Source organism: Bradyrhizobium centrolobii, from assembly GCF_001641635.1.
GTDB lineage: Bacteria > Pseudomonadota > Alphaproteobacteria > Rhizobiales > Xanthobacteraceae > Bradyrhizobium > Bradyrhizobium centrolobii.
Window position 1 is genome coordinate 16,391 of the sequence record NZ_LUUB01000049.1, and the last position, 20,326, is coordinate 36,716.

Annotated in this window: 20 protein-coding genes and 1 pseudogene; 8 read left to right on the plus strand and 13 right to left on the minus strand. The window is 65.3% G+C overall.

The genetic code is table 11. The features are described from left to right. Positions 1-87 precede the first annotated feature (87 nt). The 3 genes from AYJ54_RS13285 to AYJ54_RS13295 form a co-directional block, all read right to left on the minus strand. Complete coding sequence (locus AYJ54_RS13285; RefSeq protein ID WP_063699356.1) at positions 88-1,656, minus strand: DUF4403 family protein; 1,569 nt, start codon at positions 1,654-1,656, stop codon at positions 88-90. 131 nt (positions 1,657-1,787) lie between these two features. Beyond that, positions 1,788-2,435: a Vgb family protein gene (locus AYJ54_RS13290; RefSeq protein ID WP_063699378.1), complete on the minus strand. Its 648-nt coding sequence runs from the start codon at positions 2,433-2,435 to the stop codon at positions 1,788-1,790. Between the two features lie 28 nt (positions 2,436-2,463). Then, positions 2,464-3,684 carry a hypothetical protein gene (locus tag AYJ54_RS13295; RefSeq protein ID WP_063699357.1) on the minus strand — a complete coding sequence of 407 codons (1,221 nt, stop codon included), beginning with the start codon at positions 3,682-3,684 and terminating at the stop codon, positions 2,464-2,466. 150 nt (positions 3,685-3,834) lie between these two features. On the opposite strand from AYJ54_RS13295, the gene AYJ54_RS13300 reads away from it, so the two are divergent. Beyond that, positions 3,835-4,629, plus strand: coding sequence for a DUF899 domain-containing protein (locus AYJ54_RS13300; protein WP_063699358.1), 795 nt, complete (start codon positions 3,835-3,837; stop codon positions 4,627-4,629). After that, positions 4,626-4,916 (plus strand): hypothetical protein, encoded by a 291-nt coding sequence (locus AYJ54_RS13305; protein WP_063699359.1) that lies wholly within the window; start codon positions 4,626-4,628, stop codon positions 4,914-4,916. Before AYJ54_RS13300 ends, AYJ54_RS13305 begins: the two co-directional genes overlap by 4 nt. Before the next feature lie 55 nt (positions 4,917-4,971). On the opposite strand, the gene AYJ54_RS13310 is transcribed toward AYJ54_RS13305, so the two are convergent. The 4 genes from AYJ54_RS13310 to AYJ54_RS13325 all read right to left on the minus strand — a co-directional run bounded on the left by AYJ54_RS13310 (position 4,972) and on the right by AYJ54_RS13325 (position 7,591). Then, the gene (locus AYJ54_RS13310; protein ID WP_063699360.1) at positions 4,972-5,502 is read right to left on the minus strand and encodes a GNAT family N-acetyltransferase; all 531 of its coding nucleotides are present in this window, start codon (positions 5,500-5,502) and stop codon (positions 4,972-4,974) included. Next, positions 5,503-6,231 carry a dienelactone hydrolase family protein gene (locus tag AYJ54_RS13315; protein WP_063699361.1) on the minus strand — a complete coding sequence of 243 codons (729 nt, stop codon included), beginning with the start codon at positions 6,229-6,231 and terminating at the stop codon, positions 5,503-5,505. It abuts the gene before it with no gap. Positions 6,232-6,325: 94 nt separating this feature from the next. Next, positions 6,326-6,766: a c-type cytochrome gene (locus tag AYJ54_RS13320; RefSeq protein ID WP_063699379.1), complete on the minus strand. Its 441-nt coding sequence runs from the start codon at positions 6,764-6,766 to the stop codon at positions 6,326-6,328. A 108-nt stretch (positions 6,767-6,874) separates the two neighbouring features. Then, positions 6,875-7,591 carry a L,D-transpeptidase gene (locus tag AYJ54_RS13325; RefSeq protein WP_063699362.1) on the minus strand — a complete coding sequence of 239 codons (717 nt, stop codon included), beginning with the start codon at positions 7,589-7,591 and terminating at the stop codon, positions 6,875-6,877. Between the two features lie 274 nt (positions 7,592-7,865). Between AYJ54_RS13325 and AYJ54_RS13330 the strand changes: the two genes are divergently transcribed. From AYJ54_RS13330 to AYJ54_RS13340, 3 genes are all read left to right on the plus strand, one after another. Continuing rightward, positions 7,866-8,918 carry a glycosyltransferase family 4 protein gene (locus AYJ54_RS13330; RefSeq protein ID WP_063699363.1) on the plus strand — a complete coding sequence of 351 codons (1,053 nt, stop codon included), beginning with the start codon at positions 7,866-7,868 and terminating at the stop codon, positions 8,916-8,918. Positions 8,919-8,952: 34 nt separating this feature from the next. Further along, positions 8,953-9,642 carry a class I SAM-dependent methyltransferase gene (locus AYJ54_RS13335; protein ID WP_063699364.1) on the plus strand — a complete coding sequence of 230 codons (690 nt, stop codon included), beginning with the start codon at positions 8,953-8,955 and terminating at the stop codon, positions 9,640-9,642. Positions 9,643-9,917: 275 nt separating this feature from the next. Continuing rightward, positions 9,918-10,577, plus strand: a complete 660-nt coding sequence (locus tag AYJ54_RS13340; protein WP_063699365.1) for a hypothetical protein — start codon at positions 9,918-9,920, stop codon at positions 10,575-10,577. Between the two features lie 302 nt (positions 10,578-10,879). On the opposite strand, the gene AYJ54_RS13345 is transcribed toward AYJ54_RS13340, so the two are convergent. Beyond that, complete coding sequence (locus AYJ54_RS13345; RefSeq protein WP_063699366.1) at positions 10,880-12,544, minus strand: aminotransferase class III-fold pyridoxal phosphate-dependent enzyme; 1,665 nt, start codon at positions 12,542-12,544, stop codon at positions 10,880-10,882. Positions 12,545-12,579: 35 nt separating this feature from the next. Here AYJ54_RS13345 and asd point away from each other — a divergent pair, with 35 nt between their 5' ends. Both asd and AYJ54_RS13355 read left to right on the plus strand, forming a co-directional pair. Next, the gene (gene asd, locus AYJ54_RS13350) at positions 12,580-13,443 is read left to right on the plus strand and encodes an archaetidylserine decarboxylase (RefSeq protein WP_063699367.1); all 864 of its coding nucleotides are present in this window, start codon (positions 12,580-12,582) and stop codon (positions 13,441-13,443) included. A gap of 72 nt (positions 13,444-13,515) precedes the next feature. Next, a complete protein-coding gene (locus AYJ54_RS13355; protein ID WP_063699368.1) occupies positions 13,516-14,082 on the plus strand; it encodes an NUDIX hydrolase in 567 nt (188 codons plus the stop codon). Positions 14,083-14,208: 126 nt separating this feature from the next. On the opposite strand, the gene AYJ54_RS13360 is transcribed toward AYJ54_RS13355, so the two are convergent. Beyond that, complete coding sequence (locus AYJ54_RS13360; protein ID WP_063699369.1) at positions 14,209-15,693, minus strand: FecR domain-containing protein; 1,485 nt, start codon at positions 15,691-15,693, stop codon at positions 14,209-14,211. A gap of 211 nt (positions 15,694-15,904) precedes the next feature. Then, positions 15,905-16,641, minus strand: a pseudogene (locus AYJ54_RS13365) (DUF2147 domain-containing protein). 566 nt (positions 16,642-17,207) lie between these two features. On the opposite strand from AYJ54_RS13365, the gene AYJ54_RS13370 reads away from it, so the two are divergent. After that, the gene (locus AYJ54_RS13370) at positions 17,208-18,416 is read left to right on the plus strand and encodes an extensin-like domain-containing protein (RefSeq protein ID WP_063699370.1); all 1,209 of its coding nucleotides are present in this window, start codon (positions 17,208-17,210) and stop codon (positions 18,414-18,416) included. 36 nt (positions 18,417-18,452) lie between these two features. Here AYJ54_RS13370 and AYJ54_RS53480 read toward each other — a convergent pair whose 3' ends face one another. From AYJ54_RS53480 to AYJ54_RS13380, 3 genes are read right to left on the minus strand one after another with little or no spacing between them, the layout of a single operon-like run. Beyond that, positions 18,453-18,578 (minus strand): hypothetical protein, encoded by a 126-nt coding sequence (locus AYJ54_RS53480; protein ID WP_283808657.1) that lies wholly within the window; start codon positions 18,576-18,578, stop codon positions 18,453-18,455. An 18-nt stretch (positions 18,579-18,596) separates the two neighbouring features. Further along, a complete protein-coding gene (locus AYJ54_RS13375) occupies positions 18,597-19,790 on the minus strand; it encodes a lanthionine synthetase C family protein (protein WP_063699371.1) in 1,194 nt (397 codons plus the stop codon). After that, positions 19,787-20,146: a DUF6665 family protein gene (locus tag AYJ54_RS13380; protein ID WP_063699372.1), complete on the minus strand. Its 360-nt coding sequence runs from the start codon at positions 20,144-20,146 to the stop codon at positions 19,787-19,789. The genes AYJ54_RS13375 and AYJ54_RS13380 overlap by 4 nt, the downstream gene beginning before the upstream one ends. Between the last annotated feature and the right edge of the window lie 180 nt (positions 20,147-20,326).

Genomic DNA, 20,326 nt, shown 5'->3' on the forward strand with positions numbered 1-20,326 from the left:
CCGCGATTCCGTCACTCACCGTCTTTGTGAATGCAGCCCCTCACCCCAACCCTCTCCCCGCGAAGAGCGGGGAGAGGGAGTAGGCGCCTACATCCCCTGCAGCTTCGTCACGGACACGTTGAGCGAGCCACCGGCTTCCGCGATCACGCGCAGCGTCTTGGAATCGAACGCGATGTCGGCGAGCGTCAGGCTGTCGATCCTGGCCTCTACGCGCAGGCCGTCCTCGCTCTTCTGGTAGTCGGCGATCGCGGCCGCGATCTTTTCGCGCGCGTTGGCGGCGATCGGCTTGAGGTCGAGCGTCGCCTTCTGCAGCAATGCCTGCTGCATCTGCGGCACCACCGCGCGCGCGGCGGCCCCTAACAGGCCGAACGCCGCCTCGGACTCCACCGCAAGCTGGATATCGGCAAGCCGCAGCGTCTGCTGCGCCTGGTCGAGCATCGGCCGGCCCCAGATGTGCACGGTTGCCTCCGCGCCGAGGCCGAACCAGCTCTTCTTCTCCTTGGCGCGCACCAGGAGCGAGATCAGGAGCCGGTCCCCCGACGGGATGATGTTGACGCTCTTGACGGTGACGTCGACCGGGCCGGAGCCGTCCTCGGGATAGGTGTGGCCGACCATTTGCGCGGCGATGAGCTTGTTGATCTCGGTGAAGGGCACGTCGATCGGCACGCCGATGCTCACGCCCGTGCCGGTCGGCGGCACGATCGAGATCTTGTCGGGGAACGGGCAATCGGGCTTGGTTTGCGCCGCGGTGACACGTGTCTCCGCCTCCAGGCCGAGCAGCAGCGTCACGGCCTGCGCATCGACGCGCGGCTGCGCCGCAATCGCGCGGATCGGCTTCATCTCGAGCCAGAGCGGCGGCAGCGCGGCCGAGGAGCCCGTGCCCTGCAGCGGGATCGAGCGGCAGGCCTTGGCCCATTGCACCTTTGCATTCTCGCGCAGGCTCGGATCGTTGCGGATCCGCTCGGCGGCGATGTTGAGCTGGTCGCCGACCGTCTTGTCGATCAGCGGTTTCACCTGCGCCGGCACGTTGACCTTGGCGCCGGCGACCGAGAGGTTGGTGTCGCCGAGATTGACCTGGGCGCCGAGGTTGGGCTCGAGATGCCAGGCGGCCGCGAGCTTCGGGCGCGAGGTGATGACCACGTTGCCCTTGATCTCGGCGCTGGCATTCAGGTTCTTGATATTGACCGCGCCGATTTGTTTCGCCGCGTTGCCGCCGAGCACGCTGCCGAGTGCCTCGCCGAGCGCGCCGGTGGCCTTCGACGACAGCGACCCTGTCACGTTCAGCTTGCCGGTGAGCGGTGTCGACAGCGTCAGCACGTCCTTGTCGCCGGTTGCCGAAATCGGCCCGCGCATCGCGGACCAGCCGATGTCGGCGTCCTGCAGGATCTGCGAGATCGGATTTTCGGCCTTTCCGGCGAAATTGCGCGGCGCATTCCGCTCGGCCTGTTCCCGGATCGCCGACAGCGCGATGGAAACCGGTGCCACCACGATCGAGCTCTTCGAGACTGGCGGCAGCGGCGGCAGTTGCGCGACCGCGGGCGCAGGCCCGGTCGCGCGTGGCGACAACCAGTCCATCGTCTTCAGGCTGAAGAAAAACGACGCCGCCAGCACCGCAACGGCGATCAGGACAGTCTTCAAGTTCAACGTTAGTCGCATCAATCCCCCAAACCGCCCCGGGGCGGAGTCTACAGGGCAGGCGAGGAGGGCGCTAGAGCGCAGGGATGGGGTGGAATTGGGGCGAAATGATTAACGTCCGCGGACGTGCCGTTGCCGAGGTGTTCGGGCCATTATCGTTTGGTAGCCCGCCTCGGACGGCGGACCGCTCTCACATTGCCGCGACTTCCGCCCCCGCAGAAGAAGCGATCGCCGCCATCGGATTCCAATCCTGTCACGACTGTCCCGGCAGGCAAATCGAGTTGCTCCAGCACCTTTCCGGTTTCGGGATCGATCCTTCGCACGTCACTTTCATCGTTTTCCCAGGTGCCATGCCAGAGTTCACCGTCGACCCAGGTGACCCCGGTCACGAAGCGCTTGCTCTCGATGGTGCGAAGAACCGTCCCCGTTTCCGGATCAACCTGATGGATCTTCCGCTCACGGTATTGTCCGACCCAAAGCGAGCCCTCGGCCCAGGCAAGTCCGGAATCGCCACCGCCGCCGGGCGCCGGAATGGTGGTGAGCACCTGACCGGTCGCGGCGTCGATCTTCTGAATGCGATCCTCGGCGATCTGAAACAGGTGTCGGCCGTCGAACGCCGTTCCCGCATGCGCGGCGACATTGATGGAGCGTGCGATTTTGCCGCTTGCCGGATCGACCGCATTCAACTTGTCGCCGGATGCGAACCAGACGTTCGTGCCGTCGTAGGTGACGCCGTGCACGCTGTCGACGCCCGCAAAAGGCCCGTACTCCCTGATGATTTCGGCGGCTGAACGTTTCATGTGCTCGATCCCTGTGAGGTGATCCATCCTACGTCTTCACGAGCGGCCCGGGGAGTAACAAGCCTGTCGGGAAACCCGGTACAGGCGGGGTCATCCAACGGCGCGCCCGCCCGTGTCCAAAGGACTGCACCTTGTCCGATCTCGCGAGTTCGTCGAGTGCCCGCTGCACCGTGCGCGGGCTCATTCCAAGCGCAAGCGCGAGCGCCGAGCTCGACCAGGGCTCGCCATCGGAGAGAAAGGCGAGCACGGCGGCGTGTTTTTCCTCGACGGGCCGTGCCAGCACGATAACCTGTCGCGTCGTGTGCGGTGCCAGCGCATAGCCCTGCTTCGTCGCACTCACATCGGCCAGAGTCTTGAGCTTGGCGCGGAGCCGCCCGATCTCGACCCGTAACCGCGCGCGATGCGATTCATCGACGTGCTTCGCCTGAAATGCCCCGGTAACCAGCGTCTCTCGCGAGACATCCGCGGGCCATGCCTGCGCCAGGATGCGGGCGAGCGCGAACAGGACCGGCCGCGTTCCGAGCGACACGACGCGACCTTGCCTGCGCACTGCATGATGGAATGTGTCGACGACGAGTGCCGCCGACGTCGCCAGCTCTTCGACCTCTTCGAGCAACAGCGGCCGCTCCTTGCCGCGGGCGATCAGGCGCGCCGCCGGCGTATTAAGAACGAGATTCGTGCTTTCGACTTCGGCCGAGAGCGCAGGGATGCCGGCCAGCCGTGCCGCGTGAGCCGCGCGGCCGAGCGCCGCGCGCGCGACTTTCGTCCTGAGCCGCCGTATTGCGATGCCCGCGACCACGAGCTCGTGGACGACCTGCGAGGCAGGTGGTAGCGGCGAAGTGCCGGGTCCGGCGAGCGTGAGCTCGGCCTCGTCGAGGCGCCCCATGAGGAGAAGGCGGCGAGCCTCGATGTGACCTGCATGGGCCGCATTGACGAGATCGCCATGACTTTCGAGCGTAGCCCGTGCGGCCGCGAGCGTCTTCGCCGGCCAGCTCAGGTCGCGTGAGACGAGGGCGATCTCGGCTTCCGCAACCACGCATCTTGCGCGCGCCACTGCCTCTCTCGGACCGAAGGCGCGCGCGGCGCTCCGCAGCAGCTTCTTTGCCCGAGCGAGATCCCCGAGCTGTGCCATCGCGATCCCGCGCAGCGCGAGCGACGGTGCATCGTTGCGCAACGCCACGCGGTTCAAGGCGCCAAGCGGATCGCCGGCTTCGAGGGCACGCGCCGCGGCCGTAATCATCGACTCCATGGAAATCCCGCCACACTTGTTACTCCCACGGTGTAATCGTCCGGTGCCAGAAATAGCTCACGACCGACAATGTGCGGTGAGGGGCGAGCGGACTCGCGGCTGCCACAACGAGGCGCGGGACTATCGCCCGAGCAAGAGGTTTGGAGAGCCATGACGACATCAGCTGAAAACGGACGGAACGACGGACAGCCTGCCATGCACACACCACCGGTGGTATCGCCGCAAGACTGGGAGGCAGCCCGTCAGCAACTGCTCGTGAAGGAAAAGGCACATACCCGCGCCCGCGACGCCCTGGCCGCCGAGCGCCGGCGAATGCCGTGGATGGCCGTGGACAAAACCTATGCCTTCGATGGGCCTGGCGGCAAGGTCAGCCTGCTCGATCTGTTCCAGGGCCGGCGGCAGCTGATCGTCTACCGTGCCTTCTTCGAGCCGGGCGTGTTCGGCTGGCCCGATCATGCGTGCCGGGGTTGCTCCATGGTGGCCGACCAGGTCGCCCATGTATCCCACCTGAACGCCCGTGACACCACGCTCGTCTTCGCCTCGCGTGCGCCCCAGGCGGACATCGCGCGGCTGAAGAAGCGGATGGGCTGGACCATGCCGTGGGTCACCATCACGGACAGCTTCGACGCCGACTTCGGCGTAGACGAATGGCACGGAACGAACGTGTTCTACCATGACGGCGACCGCGTCTTCCGCACCTACTTCATCAAGAGCCGGGGTGACGAGCAGATGGGCGGCACCTGGAACTACCTCGACATCACGCCGCTTGGTCGGCAGGAGGTGTGGGAGGACTCACCGCAAGGCTATCCCCGGACGCCGACCTACAAGTGGTGGAACTGGCACGACAGCTACGTCGAGGGCGCGGCGCCTGACAAGAGATGGGTCGAGGTGTCGACCGCCGGAGAGAAGGCGTTCCGCGGGGAGTCCAAGGGCACCACGACGTGACCGAGACCTGTCCCGTCAGCGCGGCCGCCGGCGCCAGCCGTGATGGCAGCGACGTCGCGGCCGCCCATCACCTCGCCAGATGGCTGGGTCTTGCGGCCGCGCCGACTTTCGCGATCATGGCCTTGCTGACGGCCGTTCTCGGTGGTGGCCCGACGGATATGCTCTGCTCCGCCGCACACGGGTCTCTGCTCGGCGGGATGGTCCCGATGTATCTCTTGATGAGCGCGTTTCATTCATCGGCGTGGCTGAAGCTGATCTCGAACCGACGACGCGCCAGCCGCCGGTAAACGCCGGATGGCCACCGATGCAAAATGAGAACGGCCCCGGTGTCCCCGGGGTCGGTCATCTGCCGCTTCCACCGAAGAACAATGCCATCAGGATCTCATCGAAGTATCTGCCGCCCTGCTTGAGCGCCTTCACCTCGCGGCCGTATTCGACGAATCCGGCAGCCGTGTAGAGCCGCAAGGCCGCCTCGTTCTCGCTGATAACAGCAAGCTGAAGCTGCTCGACATGCTTTGCCGCATGAGCCACGATGGCGTCGATGAGCAGTTTCCCGGCACCGGATTTCCGCGCCTGCGGCCGCACATACATGCCCCAGAGAACCGCTTTGTGTTCGGTCTTCGCCCCTTCCTGCCGGCGGAAGCCGGCAACACCAAGCAGCTCCTGCTCGGTGAACGCCCCGAAAACGTCCGACGTCGTAAGGCGTTCTTCGAACCAGGCCAGGGGCTTTTCCTGTTCGCGCGCGAATGTACTGGAAAAGGCCTCGGGATGCGCCGCGAGCGCCTCCAGCCTGATCTCGCGGTAGAGAGCCGCGTCGGCGCGTGTGAGCAACCTGATCGTAAAGCTGGTGGGGAGTTGCGGGGCTGGGATCATCTAGCGGAGATTCAGCCCGAAGACCTCCTCGAACAGACCGAGCATGGCGGCCCACGAGCGGCGGTCTGCTGTTGCATGGTAGCCGAGGTTCGGAACGTCGTCGTTCATGAGCTCCGGGTTGGTGAAGCCGTGCGGTGCACCGCCATAGACGTGAACCTGCCAGTCCACCTTGGTCCTGCTCATGGTCTGCTCGAAGCTCGCAAGCTGCGTCAGCGATACCAGCGTGTCCGCGGCGCCGTGACACACCAGTACCCTGGCCTTGATATTGGCCCAGTCCTCCGACCGTTCGTTTGGCAAGCCGCCATGGAAGCTTATGGCCGCCGCAAGATCTACGCCGGTCCGCGCCAGCTCCAGCGCCGTGGCGCCGCCGAAGCAATAGCCGATTGCTGCGAGCTTCGTTGCGTCGACCGTTTCCTGTCGCGCGAGCGCCAGGCGGGCCGCTTCGGCCCGCTCACGCCAGCGCGCGGCGTCGGCACGCAGGGCGTTCATGAGCTCGATCGCTTGCGGCACGTCGGGCGCCGTCTTGCCGCCGCCATAAAGATCGGCCACCAGCACGACGAAGCCAAGCCCCGCCAATCGTTCCGCACAGGCGATCGCATGCGTGCCGATGCCGCGCGCGTCGGGGAAGAGGATTATGCCGGGGCGGTTTGCCGCAACAGAGTTGTCAGTGACCAGAACGCCCCGAAGCTCGGCGGCGCTGTCACGGTATTCGAGACTAGCCTTGTTCATCGTGATGTTCCTTGCCGGTCCAGCAGATCACGGGGACCGTGGCGAAGCAATCACCGGTTGTCGCCGCGAATAGATTGACCTGCCGACCGGCCCGCTATTGCGTGCCTGACGTCGATTGCAGATAGGCGACCACCTTGGCCGCTTCGTCCGGGGAGATGCCGCCATAGGGCTCCATCTTGTTGCCCGACACCACCTCGTCCGGCTTGACGATGAAGCGCGCGAGCCTGTCCTTGTCCCAGACGAAGCCCGCATCCTTCATTGCGGGAGAGTAGTTGTAGTTCGGCAGCGAGCCTGCCTTCCGTCCGACGATCCTGTTGAGATTGGGACCCAGACGATTGTCGCCCTCCTTCACGGAGTGACAGGTGCGGCATGAATTGTTGAAGGCCTGATGAGCCGCCTCATCACTGGTCGCTGAGCTTGATTGCTGCGCGACAGACGCGAGCGCTGATAGCAGCCACGTCAAACCGACGGCGGCGATCAAGCGTACCCATCTGTTCCGCGACGTTCGTTGGCTCAATTGCATCCGCGCCTCCATTTGGATCGCGCTCATGCTTCTCAAAGGGAGTTAGCTGGGAGAGCATCATGCAAACGAAAACGGCTCCGGTAGGTTCCGGAGCCGTTTGCGTCACAATGTCCTCTTGCTTCAGCGCGTCGCGCCGCCAAGCTCCGCGCGGCGTTCCGTCATCGGCAACACCACGACCTTGGCGCCGATGCTGACACGGGAGTAGAGGTCGGTCACGTCCTCATTGGTCAGGCGGATGCAGCCGGAGGAGACGTGCTTGCCGATCGTCTCGGGCGCGTTGGTGCCGTGGATGCGGTAGATGGTGCCGCCAAGATACATGGCGCGCGCGCCAAGCGGGTTGCCGGGGCCGCCGGCCATGTGACGCGGCAGATAGGGCTGGCGGGCGATCATCTCCGGCGGCGGGGTCCAATCCGGCCACTCGGCCTTCTTGGTCACCGACTGGATGCCGGACCAGGTGAAGCCGTCACGGCCGACGCCGATGCCATAGCGAAGCGCCTGGCCGTTGCCGAGCACGTAGTAGAGATAGGTGTTTGGCGTATCGATGATGATCGTGCCCGGCGCCTCGCGCGTCGCGTAGCTCACGGTCTGGCGTCGGAAGCGGGCCGGCATCTCGACCGAGTCCTGATCCTCGGACGGCGCGGCCTGATAAGGCGTCGCCTGGTAGCGCTGATAAGGCTGGATCGGCTGCGGCGCAGCCATCGGCGGCAGCGGCTGGAAGAACGGGAAGAGCTGCACGGGCGCGGCCTTGGCCTCACCTGCGAACGCGATCGCGGAGATCGCAACTGCGCCAACAGCAACGGCGCGCGAATACGTCTTGAACGTGTCCAGATTGAACATTGATCGCCCCTGTTTGCTCGGTGTTTTTGGTCACCGCGGCACCGCTACCGGTGCTCCGTTGCCCAAATCACTAACGGCAAAAAGTTTCGGGACGTTTGCGCGAAAAACCGAAAACGGTTTCGTCGCGGCAAGGATTGTTTCATGACAGTTTCGTGGCTCCCGGAGCCCTGCGTCGAACAAAACAGTCTGTCGACACTTATGTGACGTCACACGCCTGAAATATCCATGGTTGAAGGTCGCAAGCCGAGAATCATCAAACGCTCGGGATTTCCCCATGCGGGTATTAATCGCGACTGACGCCTGGCATCCGCAGGTTAACGGCGTGGTCCGGACGCTGACTTCGCTCGCGGGCGCTGCCAAGTCGCTCGACGTCGACATCGAATTCCTGACGCCCGACGGCTTCCCGTCGTGGCCGCTGCCGACCTATCCGGGCCTGCGCATCGCGCTGCCGAGCGGTAAGGAGATCGCGCGGCGGATCGAGAAGGCAGCGCCGGAAGCCTTGCACATCGCGACCGAGGGCCCGATCGGCTGGGCCGCGCGGGCCTATTGCCGCCGCAACCGGCTCGCCTTCACCACTTCCTATACGACGCGCTTTCCCGAATACGTCTCGGTGCGGACCGGTATTCCCGTCGCGGCCGGCTATGCCGTGCTGCGCCACTTCCACGATGCCGCCGCGATGACCATGGTGGCAACGCCCTCGCTGCGGCAGGAGCTCTCCGAGCGCGGCTTCAAGCGGCTCGGCTTCTGGACGCGCGGCGTCGACACCAACCTGTTCAATCCCGACAATCCGGCAAAGCTCGATCTGCCGCGGCCGATCTTCATGACCATGGGCCGCGTGGCGGTGGAGAAGAATCTCGAAGCTTTCCTCTCGCTCGATCTGCCCGGCACCAAGGTCGTCGTCGGCGACGGCCCGCAGAAGGCGCAGCTCGAGAAGAAGTATCCGGACGCCGTCTTCCTCGGCGAGAAGAAGGGCGCCGATCTCACCGCGCATCTCGCCGCCGCGGACGTCTTCGTGTTCCCGAGTCTCACCGACACCTTTGGAGTCGTGCAGCTCGAGGCGCTTGCCTGCGGCACGCCGGTTGCGGCCTTTCCGGTCACGGGACCGAAGGACGTCATCGCCGATCATCCGATCGGCGCGATCGACCACGATTTGCGCACCGCTTGTCTGCGTGCGCTCACCATGTCGCGCGAGACCTGCCGCAACTTCGCGCTCGAGCGTTCCTGGGAGAACAGTGCGCGTCAGTTCGTCGGCAACCTCACTTCACTTCAGCCCAGCCGTTCGCTGCGCGCCTCGCCAGTCATGGCGCGGCGGCCGGTGCGCGGCTGACCTTACCGTTTGAACCACAGCGAGAACCACATCGATGGCTAAGATCATGAACCTTGACGGCACCCAGCAGCTTGACCTCGACCGCGGTACGGTCGAGCAGGCCTATGACCGCTGGGCACCCGTCTACGACCTCGTGTTCGGCGGCGTGTTCGCCAAGGGCCGCCAGGCCGCGATCGCGGCGACCAACAAGATCGGCGGCCGCGTGCTCGAGGTCGGCGTCGGCACCGGCATCTCGCTGCCGATGTACGCCAACAACGTCCGCATCTTCGGCACCGACATTTCGGAAGCGATGCTCGACAAGGCGCGTCAGCGCGTGAAGGAACAGAGGCTAAAGAACGTCGAGGGCCTCGCGGTGATGGATGCCGAGAAGCTCGAATTTCCCGACAACGCCTTCGACGTCGTGATGGCGCAATATGTCGTCACCGCCGTGCCAAATCCGGAGAAGGCGCTTGACGAATTCGCCCGCGTGCTGCGTCCCGGCGGCGAGCTGATCATCCTGACCCGCGTCAGCGCCGATGCCGGCATGCGCCGCTTCATCGAGCAGAAGCTGCAGCCGGTGGTGCGTCCGCTCGGCTTCCGTACCGCCGAGTTCGCCTGGTCGCGTTATGCGAAGTGGCTGGCCGGCGCCCATGGCATCGAGCTCGCCGAGCGCCGCCTGATTCCGCCGCTCGGCCATTTCTCGCTGGTGCGCTTCCGCAAGGTCGAGGTCGCCAAGGCGGCCTGATCTGCTGTCACCCCTCATGGTGAGGAGATGCCACCGGCTCCGCGCGATGCGCGGCCCGATGGCGGGCTCCTCGCCGTCTCGAACCGTGAGGCCGGATGCAAGTCATCGGCCTCAACCTTCGAGACGCTTGCTGGCGCAAGCTCCTCAGGGCGAGGGGACAGAGTAACCCGTGCGTCATCGCGTCGCGCAAACCGTCATATGACAAAATGATGATGTCACATGGCGTACATCGAATCCCTGTAAATCCCGTACCCGAAAGCATTTTGGGGGAGAGCATGATCAAGAATTACCTCGAGCAGCTGCGGATCCAGCGCTGGGACGACCATCGTTACTATCACCACAGCCGCATCAATCAGAGCCTGCACTTCGTCAGCGCGCTGAGCTTCCTCTTTGCTTATGCCTGGGTGTTCGTCGATCCCGTGGTCTCTGCGCTGGTCGGCTGGCTGGTCTCGATGACCTCGCGCCAGGCCGGTCACTTCTTCTTCGAGCCGCACGATTACGACCACATCAACCAGGCGACGCACGAGCACAAGGAAGAGATCAAGGTCGGCTACAACCTGCAGCGCAAGGTGGTGCTGATGTCGATCTGGGCGCTGTCGCCGCTGGTGCTGTTCATCGACCCGACGCTGTTCGGCCTGTTCAAGCCCTGGGCGGGCGCGACCGACTTCATGCGGCAGGTTGCAAAAATCTGGCTCGCGGTCGGCATCGGCGGTCTTCTGTTCCGCACCGTGCACCTGTTCTTCATCCGCGACGTCGAGACCGGCCTCGTCTGGATGACCAAGATCCTGACCGATCCCTTCCACGACCTGATGCTCTATCACAAGGCGCCGCTGGCGCTGATGCGCGGCGAGCTGATGGACCCCGGCCTGCACCTCAACCCCGAGCACACGCTCGGCCTCATCCCCGAGCCCACGCTCGAAGAGCAGCACGCCTGAGCGCGCCGCTTCGACCAAACACTCCGATGTCTGATGGTTACGTCATGCCCGGCCTTGTGCCGGGCATCCACGTCTTGGGGGTTTCTTCGCCTCTCCCCGCGTGCGGGGAGAGGCCGGATCGCATCGCAGATGCGATCCGGGTGAGGGGGAGTCTCCGCGGGGGTGCTGCCGGCCGATCGTCCGTCAACTCTCACCGCCCCCGTGGAGAGCCCCCCTCACCCCAACCCTCTCCCCGCAAGCGGGGAGAGGGGGAGGAGAAGCCGCGCCCAGGAATGACGGTGAATGTGGTCGAAGAACCGGTCTCAGCGCCCGAAGCGCTTGGCCAGCATCTCTTTCAGGATCTGCCGCTTGATGCTCTTGTTGGTGAGCGCGCCATCGTGCCACCAGAAGCCGTCGGCCTTCATCTTCTCCGCCGCGCGGACGAAGCGCTCGGCGACGTCGGTGAAATCGGCGTCGGTGTAGTTGAGGCTGAAGATCAGCCGTCCGGTGCCGACCCAGCTCAGCGACAGGCCCTCGGCGCGCAAATAGTATTGCAACATCCAGTTATAGCGGGACGGTTCGGTGTATTTCACCGTCCAGATCGACGACAGATTGGCGAACCGCACCGGCAGGCCCGCGTCGGTCATCATCTGGTTGAGTTTTTGCGCACGGCCGTTCCAGGTCTCCTCCAGCCCGTCATAGACGGCGCGGAAGTTCGGGCTCGCGAGCCGGCTCAAGAACTCGTCCATCGCCGTCATGACGTAGGGGTGCGAGTTGAAGGTGCCGCGAGCGAAGCAGATGTCGGCGGGACGGTCGTCGCGGAAGCGGCGCATCAGCTCCTTCTTGCCGCACACCACGCCGACCGGCAGGCCACCGGCGAGGCTCTTGCCGTACGTCACCATATCGGCGCGCACGCCGAAATACTCCTGGGCGCCGCCGGCAGCGAGGCGGAAGCCGACGAAGACCTCGTCGAAGATCAGCACGATGCCGCGCTCGGTGCAGACCTCGCGCAGCTTCTTCAGCCACTCGGTATAGGCCTGTCGGTCGAAATTGCCGCCGCGGGAGGAATCGACCAGCGAGGAATCGCCGGGCGCGTTGGAATTCGGATGCAGCCCCTGCAGCGGATTGACCAGCACGCAAGCGATGTCGCGCCGCGTGCGCAGCACGTGCAGCGTCTTCTCCGACATCTCGGCGAGCGTGTAGGTTTCGTGCGCGGTGATCGGATTGCCGACGCCGGGCTGCACGTCGCCCCACCAGCCGTGATAGGCGCCGGCGAAGCGAACGAGATGCGTGCGCTTGGTATGGTAGCGCGCGAGCCGCACCGCCTGCATCACGGCTTCGGTGCCGGACATGTGGAAGGAGACCTCGTCGAGCCCCGAGATCTGGCAGAGCCGCGCCACGTTCTCGAGGATGACGGGATGGTAGGGCCCGAGCACCGGCCCGAGCGCGTGCGCCCGCTTCTCGGAGCCTTCGATGCACTCCTTGTAGAAGTCGTTGCCGAAGATGTTGACGCCGTAGGAGCCGGTGAGGTCGTAGGAGGTGTTGCCGTCGACATCCGTGACGGTGACGCCGCTCGACGACTCCATGAAGGTCGAGGTGCCCAGATGCTCGCGGACGAGGCGCGAGAACTGGAACGGCACGCGATAGGTCTCGGTGAAGTTCAGGTCGGAGATCTTCTCCGCCGCTTCCTTCGTCATCGCGCGGCCCTTGGGGTAGCGCTCGGCGTAGAGGGCAGCGAGGCGGAAGAAGCCGTCCTTGCGTTGGGTCGCGACGTTCGCGGGCGCCCCGTCGCAGGCAAAGTACTCGTTGATGTCGAACTCGTAGAACGGGATCAGCCGCGCCACCCGGCGCGACATCTTGGAGTGCCCGGAGAGCGACCGGTGTTTGGCGCGGGACAACTCAATCCGCGCTTTCAGCTTCGGGAAGGCGGCGGCAGCGGACGCTGCGGCGGCCACGGAAAATGAGAGAATCGGGAGTGTCGTTTCCATGACAACAAGCGCTAACCCTACCAGCTGACAGATTCATGACAGTCAAAGCCCTCATCGCCTCTTTCACCCAGCAGGAAGACATCAACTTCCTGCTGACCAACCGCATCCCCCGCGCGGCCCTGACCCGATTCATGGGCTGGTTCTCCAAGATCGAGAACCCGCTGGTGCGGGACGGCTCGATCGCGCTGTGGAAGCTGTTCTCCGACCTCGATCTGTCGGAGGCACGCAAGACCCACTTCAAGAGCCTGCACGACTGTTTTACGCGTGAGCTCAAGCCGGGCCTGCGGCCGTTCGATCCCGATTCTGCGGTTGTCGCGAGCCCATCGGACGGCATCGTCGGCGCCCACGGCCGGATCGCCGACACCGAGCTGTTCCAGGTCAAGGGCGCGCCCTATTCGCTGCTCGACCTCGTCGGCGACTCGGCCCTGGTCGATCAGCACCGCAACGGCTCCTTCGTCACGCTGCGGCTGACCTCGAGCATGTATCACCGCTTCCATGCGCCCTATGACGCGCATATCGAGCGCGTCACGCTGATCCATGGCGATGTCTGGAACGTCAACCCGATCGCGCTGAAGCGCGTCGAGCGCCTGTTCTGCAAGAACGAGCGCGCAGTGATCCGCACACATCTGTCGACCGGCGAAGCCGTGACGCTGGTGCCGGTTGCCGCGATCCTGGTCGCGAGCATCCGCTTGCACTTCCTCGACATGGTGCTGAACGCGCAGACGCAGGGCGCGGTCAATTTCCCGTGCGACGTCAACGTGACGAAGGGCGAGGAGCTCGGCTGGTTCGAGCACGGCTCGACGATCATCATCCTCGCGCCCGGCGATTTTACCTTCTGCGATGGCATTGCCGAGGGCACGCGCATCCGCGCGGGTCAAGCGCTACTCAGAAAAAAGTAGCCTTCAATCCGCCGTGTCGGCCGCCTATATCGTCCGCGGGGACGATTCGACGACACGACGGGTAGTTGAGTGATGGCGCGAGCGTCGGTACTTGCGGCGGGTGGTATTGTGTTGCGGCGTGGGGCGACGCCGCTGGTTGCAATCGTGCGCCAGCGCAAGCGCAATGAATGGGTCTTGCCCAAGGGCAAGCTCGACGATGGCGAGACGCCGAAAGAGGCCGCGCACCGCGAGGTGCTGGAGGAGACCGGCCATGATGTCGCCATCCACGAATTCCTGGGCACGCTCGTCTACCAGTCCGGAGGGCGCGCCAAGGTCGTGCATTTCTGGCGGATGGAGGCCGAGGGCGCTCCCGTCCGCAAGCTGACGAACGACATCAAGGCGGTCGATTGGCTGCCGCTCGACGATGCGATCGCGCGCCTGTCGCGCGAATATGAGCGCGCCTTCCTGACGCAGACGGGTCCGATCGCGCTCGCCGCCGCGGGCCTCGCGTCGGCCGATGCCGAGGCCACGCCACCGCTCGCCGTCGATGATGTCGACGCCGCGATGCAGACGCTGACGGCCGCAGAAGCGGCGTCCGTCGAGGAGCTGCGGCATGGCCTGTTGCAAAAGGTGAGGGCCTGGCTGCGCGGCGAGGCGTGAGCAAGGACGATCTGCGCGCTACATTTCGCTGAAGCAACCCCTCATCCGGCGCTGCGCGCCACCTTCTCCCACAAGGGGAGAAGGGAAGCGAACTCGCGGCGCGTAATGAACGACGCTGCGAGTTCGCTACCGCCTTTCCTTCTTTTCCTTCGGAGTCGGCGCCGGCTTGCGCGGCGCGCCGGGCCGTTGCGCTCCGGGCAGACGCTGCTGGAATCCGCCCTGGCGCTGGATGCCGCCTGGTTGCTGAGGCGCGGGCGGCGGTGCCGGTTGGCCTGGCTGCAATCCGGTGCGCGGCGTTTGCGGCTGCGGCGCCGTGCCGGGCTGCGATGGAGTTTGTCCGCTGCGCGGCGGCTGCGTTTGCGGCGCGCCGCCCGGCTGCGTGCCTTGACCGGCGCGCGGCAGGCCCGCCGGCTGTCCCGCACCCGGCTGCCGGCCTTGCCGCTGCCGGCCCTGCTGCTGTTGACCTTGTTGCGGCTGGCCTTGTTGCTGCTGCCCCTGGCCCGTGCGCGGTGCGCCCGGTTGCACCGCGCCGCCCTGTCCTTGCCGCTGTTGCGGTGGCTGCGAGCCTTGCCGTTGCTGCTGCTGCGGGCCTTGCTGGTTCGGCGTGCCCGGCTGCTGCTGACCCGGGCGGTTCTGACCGGGCAGGCCGTTCGGCCGCTGCGGTTGCTGGCCCGGCGCTGTTGTTGGACGCTGCTGCTGGAGCGGCCGCGGGATGCGCGGGATCGCAGCCGGATTGGCGCGGCGGAAGTCGCGCTGCTCGGTGACGATCTGCCGGCCCGTGGTCTGCGCCAGATGCACCTGACTCACGAAGGCGCGGTCGCGCGCGACCTGCTGCGGCGCGATCGTGATCGGCACTGCGGCGAAGCGCATGCCGCCGGGGCCGCCCGCACCTGGCCGGATCGCAAAGCCGCTCGCGGCCTGCGTCAGCGCGCCGAGCCGCGTGCCGCTGGTGCGGTCGTTGACATCGATATGTCCGACCCGGCCGTCGGCATCGGGATAGAGCTTGATGTTGACGTTGTTCGCAGTCGCTCCCGTCGCGCTCGCGTTCGCCGGCACGTCGACGACGCCGGTGGTGCCGCGGATGCCGAGCGTCGCCGTCGGCGTCGTGATCTTCATGTCGCCGGTCTTGGCCACGGCCGCGGCGACGAAGGCGACCGTGCCCTTGCCGATGTCGAAGATCGCGGCGTTCTGCTTGCCGCCGTCCTCGTAGACGTAATTGTCGATGGTGATCTTGGCGCTGGCCGAGAGATTGAACGTGGTGGAATCGTTGAAGGTGATGCCGAGCGAGGAGTTCGAGGCGGTCTGCACGACGTCGTTGAGGTAGATGTCGTCGCGGACCTTCAGCGGATAGGAGTTCTTGTCGCGGATCACGGTGGCGATTCCGGTCACCGTCGCGACGTTGCCGATCGGTTCCTCGGCGGCGGGCTGTGCATCAGGCGCCGGTGTCGGCGAGGCGACGGGGCTTGGGGAGGGCTCGGATGTCGGCTGTGCGAGCGGCTGCGTTTGAGCCTGCGCAACCACGATCGTATCGGATGCGAACGCCATGCTTGCGCCGGCCAGCGGCAACGCCAGCAGCGTGAGCGCGAACACGAAGCGGCGCCAAGCCACCATGAATGTCACAATGAAGTCCCGGTGAGAACGCGAGGCGAGATCAACCGATTTCAGCCGGGGCCGGCTGAATGGCGGATGAACATCTGTCGCACGGGAGTATGGAACGTTCAAAGGCTACGTCCTGTGTCGAGAACGTAGCGTCTCACCCTTTATTCTTGTTCGTCATTCCGGGACGCGACGAAGTCGCGAACCCGGAACGACGGTGATGGCGTCAGCTCACGCGCTTCCAGGTCTGGCCGCCGAAGAACATGCCGCCGAAGGCGCAGCCTGCACGCGCAACAGGTTCGGGCCCTTCATCGCGATCGTGGAGTCATAGTTGCGGCCGGAGTCGGGATCGTGGATGCGGCCGCTCCACGTGGAGCCCTCGGGCCTCATGTTGATCAGGATCCGCTCATTGGTCTTCTCGGCATAGCCGCAGAGATTGGCACCGCACTGCTCGACGCGGACATTGCCCTGGTCCTCTTCGGTGGCCCACACACCGACCGGCGTGCTCGGCGCAGGCGCGGCGGCAACCGGAGCCGGAGCAGTCGCGACGGGCGCGGCCATAGGCGCAGGCTGCGTTGTCGTGTCGGAGCTGACGGACGGCGCCGCGGCAACTGTCGTCGCCGGCGCGGTGGGCTGAGTGACGGCGGGCGCGGCTGGCGCAGTCACCTGCACCGGTGCCTGCTGCACCGGAGCCGGCGCGGGCTGCGCGGTCGTCGTAGCCGGCATGGTGTCGTCGTCATCGTCCCTGGAGCCGAGGCCGTTGAGGTTGATGTTGTTCAGCTTGATCCGCTTGTTCGACAGGCCGGGCGCGATGATGCTCACGCAGTCGAGCGAAGCGCAGTTGCGCGGCGTCTCGATGCGGATGTGCTGGCCGTCGATCTGGAAGGAGATCGAGCTTCCGGCATGCGCGACGGCAGTCGAGGCGAGGAAGAGCGCCGCGGTGGCGACATAGAGCTTGTTCATGACGACCTCCCGAAAAGCGTGGTCCCGATATGGGCTGAAGTCGGTGACGACCTGAGCTTGGTTCGACCCTACGTCGCGCCGGTCCCGCCTTCTGTGATGAAGGTCACAGCGGCTACATGGGTGAGCCAGGGCGCTCCCGGATCCCGACAATCCCGGTCTGGTCTGCCACGACTTCGGGATCGGCGGAGATACCGGATCATCGTGCTCGAATTTCTGAACACAACAGAACGCCCGGCGGCCGGGTAGTCCGGAGCGGCCGGGCAAGCCTGTGATGCGGTCGGTTAAACGCTTCTAGATCACGCCGAGCACGATGGCGGCGACAAAGGCCATGGCAAGGTATGCAATGACACCGCTCAGTCTTCCGACGAACGTCATGACATTGCTCCTTGGGATGCTCCCGCTGCTCGCGTCGCTTTGGGAGCAACCCGTATGGTTAACAGGGAGTCTCCTTCGGAAAAAGGCAGCCCTGCTGCCGCTCATCCGCTGCGCGCTGCGCCGGCATGGTTAACGAAGGCTGAAATCAACACGTTGAAGAGTCTTTAAGTAAATTCACCGAACGTGCGTGCATGACGCGCGGAGTTCGTTTGTATCTCGTCGGCTCCATCGTCCTTGTTTCGCTTGCGGGTTGCGGACGCGGCTGGTTCCAGGCCGAACGCGAACCGTGGCGGGCCGAGGCGGAGGCCGCGTGCCTGAAGTCGGGCGCGGTGAAGGAGAGCCCGGTTATCGTGCGCATCGAGCCGATTTCCGGTCCCGGCGCCTGCGGCGCAGAATTTCCGCTGAAGGTCGCCGCCATCGGCGAAGCCTCGAGCAGCTATGGCTTTGTCGACGAGGAATTGCGCCCACCCGCGAGCATCGGCAACCAGCCGCGCTGGCCGGTGACGCAGCCGCAGTCGAACTATCCGCAAAGCCGGCCTTATCCCGCCGCATCCGGCTATCCGCAGCGTTCGAACTATCCCGAGAGCGCCGCGCGCCAGCCCTCCGGCTATGGCACGTCATCCGGCCCGATCTCGCTCAGCGCGCCCGGCGTGGCGCCGGAGGAGGATGAGATCGACCTGCCGCCGGAAGGCACCGATGCGGCCGGAGCGGCGCGCTACATGAACGCGCCGAGCTATCCAGCGCGGCCGGCGCCGTACTCGCAGGCGCCCGTGCAACAGCCGCTGCCGCGCCTTGGTCCCGCGCAAGGCAATCCCGTCACCGCAGTTGGTCCCGTCGCAGTGAAGCCGACCGCGACGCTCGCCTGTCCGATCGTGTCCGAGCTCGACCGCTGGCTCGCCGACACCGTACAGCCGTCGGCGACGCGCTGGTTCGGTCAACGCGTGGTTGAGATCAAGCAGATCTCCGCCTATTCCTGCCGCGGCATGAACGGCAATCCGCACGCTCACATTTCCGAGCATGCCTTCGGCAATGCGCTCGACATCGCCGCCTTCGTGCTCGCCGACGGCCGGCGCGTTACGGTGAAGGACGGCTGGCGCGGCCTGCCGGAAGAACAGGGCTTTTTGCGCGACGTGCAATCAGGCGCGTGCGCACATTTCACCACCGTGCTGGCGCCGGGCTCCAACGTCTATCACTACGATCACATCCATGTGGATCTGATGCGCCGCGCCAGCCGCGGGCTGATCTGCCAGCCGGCCGCCGTCTCCGGCGAGGAAGTCGCCGCCCGCGCGCAGCAGCGTAATCCCTACGCCAACACGCGCGATCCCTACGTGACGGGCTCGCTCGGTCACAAGAGCAAGCGCGCTAAGGTCAACGAGGAAGACGAGTTCGAGGACGAGTAGGGCGCCTGTGCGCATGCGATTGTCGAACTCAGCAAGTCACTTTGCGGTCCGCACCGACGTGGCGGGAACCAGCCCCACGCAGCGCTGCACCTCGTCCGGCACGTTGTAGTCGCACATGACGGGGCGGCTGTCGCGCAGGCCGCACGCCTGCCGCAGCACCACGAATCGCCACACCTTGGATCAGAATATTTCGATCGTCGGGAAGCGCGGCTCGCTCGTGATGCAGTCCCAAAGGTATATCGCCAGGCCGACGTCGCCGGTCCAAAGCGAATAGCGTCCGCGGTTAACGACGACCTTGGCGCCGCGATACTGGGCGATGGCCGTCATGGCGAATTGGCGTGCACGGTCGAGCCAGACCGGATCGTTTGTGCGCCGGTAAAGTTTGAGGAATGCGTAGCCGTTCCCGCCGGTGCCGTGGCATAGGTTCGAACCCTTGGTGAGCGGTCCAGCGGCCCAGGTGAACCGGCCGGCATCCAAGAGAAGTTCGTCAAAGTCAGGTGTCGCGAACGGCGCGTCGGCAAATGTCGTCACCATGCCGGGTGCGCCGTGGCAGTGCTGACACAAGGTCGGCGGTGTCTCGCGTTTGCTTTTCGCGCCCCAATTTGTTCCGACCTCAGAGCGCCACGCATTCGCTGCGAGGGTCTTCGGCACAAAATCGGCCACCTGCGCCCGCTGCGCCGGCGTCAACCAGTTCCATCCGCGCAACAACGGAATGACATTGCCGGCGAAGCCGTGTACGGGCCCAAGCCAGCGGTCTTTGGCGCCGTAAAGATCCTGGGTCCAGAGCGGACCGTGGGGCGTCTCCTCCAGATCGGCCAACAGCCGGGCCGCCTGTACTTCGAAGAGCCCGCGCCATCGCGGCTCTCGTGTCATCTCGGCCATGTGGATCGCGGCCAGCATGGATCCGGGCATGCCCCACATCAGTTCACGGATCGGGAGCCCGATATTTGCTTCCGCGCGCTCATGCACGAGATCGGCCAGGCTCGGCGTGGGAGCAAGACGCATGGCGAGCAGTCCGGCCCCCATGTCGCCAAAAAGCAGCGAGCCATGTTTGGCGTAACCGGCCGGCGAATTGCTCTCGAACCTGGCGATTGTCCGTTCCAGGAGCTTCGGCAGCACCGGGCGAAAGTCTTTAGCGACAAGGCTCGCGCCGACACGATGCAAATAGTCGAGCGCCCAGATGACACCTGCCGCGCCATAGTAGAAACTGGGGTTACCGTCTCCCACCCAATCGTCGCCGGGGTGACCGGGCCAAAACGTCTCGGGATGGAAATCAGCGATGGCATCGGAAACGATATCTTGAATCGCGGTGCGGACAGCCAGCTCGCTCCAGGCGTCGCCCACAAGCGCGCGATGGCGACCGAGGGTGATCATGACCTGAGTTTTGCGGTGCGCGTTGACGGCGCCGGGACCAGCCCCATGCAGCGCTGCACTTCGCTGGGAACGTTGTAGTCGCGCATGACGGGGCGGCTGTCGCACATGCCGCAGGCTTCCCGCTGCACCACGAACATCCAGAGCGCGTGGCCGGCTTCCATCACCAGGGCGCGCCGTGCCTGCCGTGTCGATGCCGGCGCGTCCGAGGCCGCATGGGCGGCATCGAATTCGCGCAAGCGCGCAATGGCTTGTTCCAGCGCTCGCCCCATCCGCCCGAACGCAGACGCCTGCTCCTGGACGATCTCGTAGTTGAGAACGTCGACGGGCGTGCGGTGAAGGCAAAGATCGCGGGACATGGCTTATTTATAGCGTCACGCGGTGTGCGCTCGCAATGACGTGGTTAGACGTACGCCATGCGCAAAGCAGCCGTGGGATGGACAAAGCCACCACGTCGCGCGAATGCGCGCCCGATAACAGGCTCCACGTGCCCACCAATTCTATCGTCCGGTGCGGGTGCATGGTGGGCACGGCGCTAT

Coding starts and splice junctions, on each gene's coding strand:
- AYJ54_RS13355 (WP_063699368.1), top strand. CDS start 13,516: ATGGCGCGAGCGTCGGTACTTGCGGCGGGTGGTATTGTGTTGCGGCGT.
- AYJ54_RS13340 (WP_063699365.1), top strand. CDS start 9,918: ATGATCAAGAATTACCTCGAGCAGCTGCGGATCCAGCGCTGGGACGAC.
- AYJ54_RS13345 (WP_063699366.1), bottom strand. CDS start 12,544: ATGGAAACGACACTCCCGATTCTCTCATTTTCCGTGGCCGCCGCAGCG.
- AYJ54_RS13320 (WP_063699379.1), bottom strand. CDS start 6,766: ATGGAGGCGCGGATGCAATTGAGCCAACGAACGTCGCGGAACAGATGG.
- asd (WP_063699367.1), top strand. CDS start 12,580: ATGACAGTCAAAGCCCTCATCGCCTCTTTCACCCAGCAGGAAGACATC.
- AYJ54_RS13370 (WP_063699370.1), top strand. CDS start 17,208: ATGACGCGCGGAGTTCGTTTGTATCTCGTCGGCTCCATCGTCCTTGTT.
- AYJ54_RS13335 (WP_063699364.1), top strand. CDS start 8,953: ATGGCTAAGATCATGAACCTTGACGGCACCCAGCAGCTTGACCTCGAC.
- AYJ54_RS13310 (WP_063699360.1), bottom strand. CDS start 5,502: ATGATCCCAGCCCCGCAACTCCCCACCAGCTTTACGATCAGGTTGCTC.
- AYJ54_RS13295 (WP_063699357.1), bottom strand. CDS start 3,684: ATGGAGTCGATGATTACGGCCGCGGCGCGTGCCCTCGAAGCCGGCGAT.
- AYJ54_RS13285 (WP_063699356.1), bottom strand. CDS start 1,656: ATGCGACTAACGTTGAACTTGAAGACTGTCCTGATCGCCGTTGCGGTG.
- AYJ54_RS13375 (WP_063699371.1), bottom strand. CDS start 19,790: ATGATCACCCTCGGTCGCCATCGCGCGCTTGTGGGCGACGCCTGGAGC.
- AYJ54_RS13290 (WP_063699378.1), bottom strand. CDS start 2,435: ATGAAACGTTCAGCCGCCGAAATCATCAGGGAGTACGGGCCTTTTGCG.
- AYJ54_RS13325 (WP_063699362.1), bottom strand. CDS start 7,591: ATGTTCAATCTGGACACGTTCAAGACGTATTCGCGCGCCGTTGCTGTT.
- AYJ54_RS13330 (WP_063699363.1), top strand. CDS start 7,866: ATGCGGGTATTAATCGCGACTGACGCCTGGCATCCGCAGGTTAACGGC.
- AYJ54_RS13315 (WP_063699361.1), bottom strand. CDS start 6,231: ATGAACAAGGCTAGTCTCGAATACCGTGACAGCGCCGCCGAGCTTCGG.
- AYJ54_RS13380 (WP_063699372.1), bottom strand. CDS start 20,146: ATGTCCCGCGATCTTTGCCTTCACCGCACGCCCGTCGACGTTCTCAAC.
- AYJ54_RS13300 (WP_063699358.1), top strand. CDS start 3,835: ATGACGACATCAGCTGAAAACGGACGGAACGACGGACAGCCTGCCATG.
- AYJ54_RS13360 (WP_063699369.1), bottom strand. CDS start 15,693: ATGGTGGCTTGGCGCCGCTTCGTGTTCGCGCTCACGCTGCTGGCGTTG.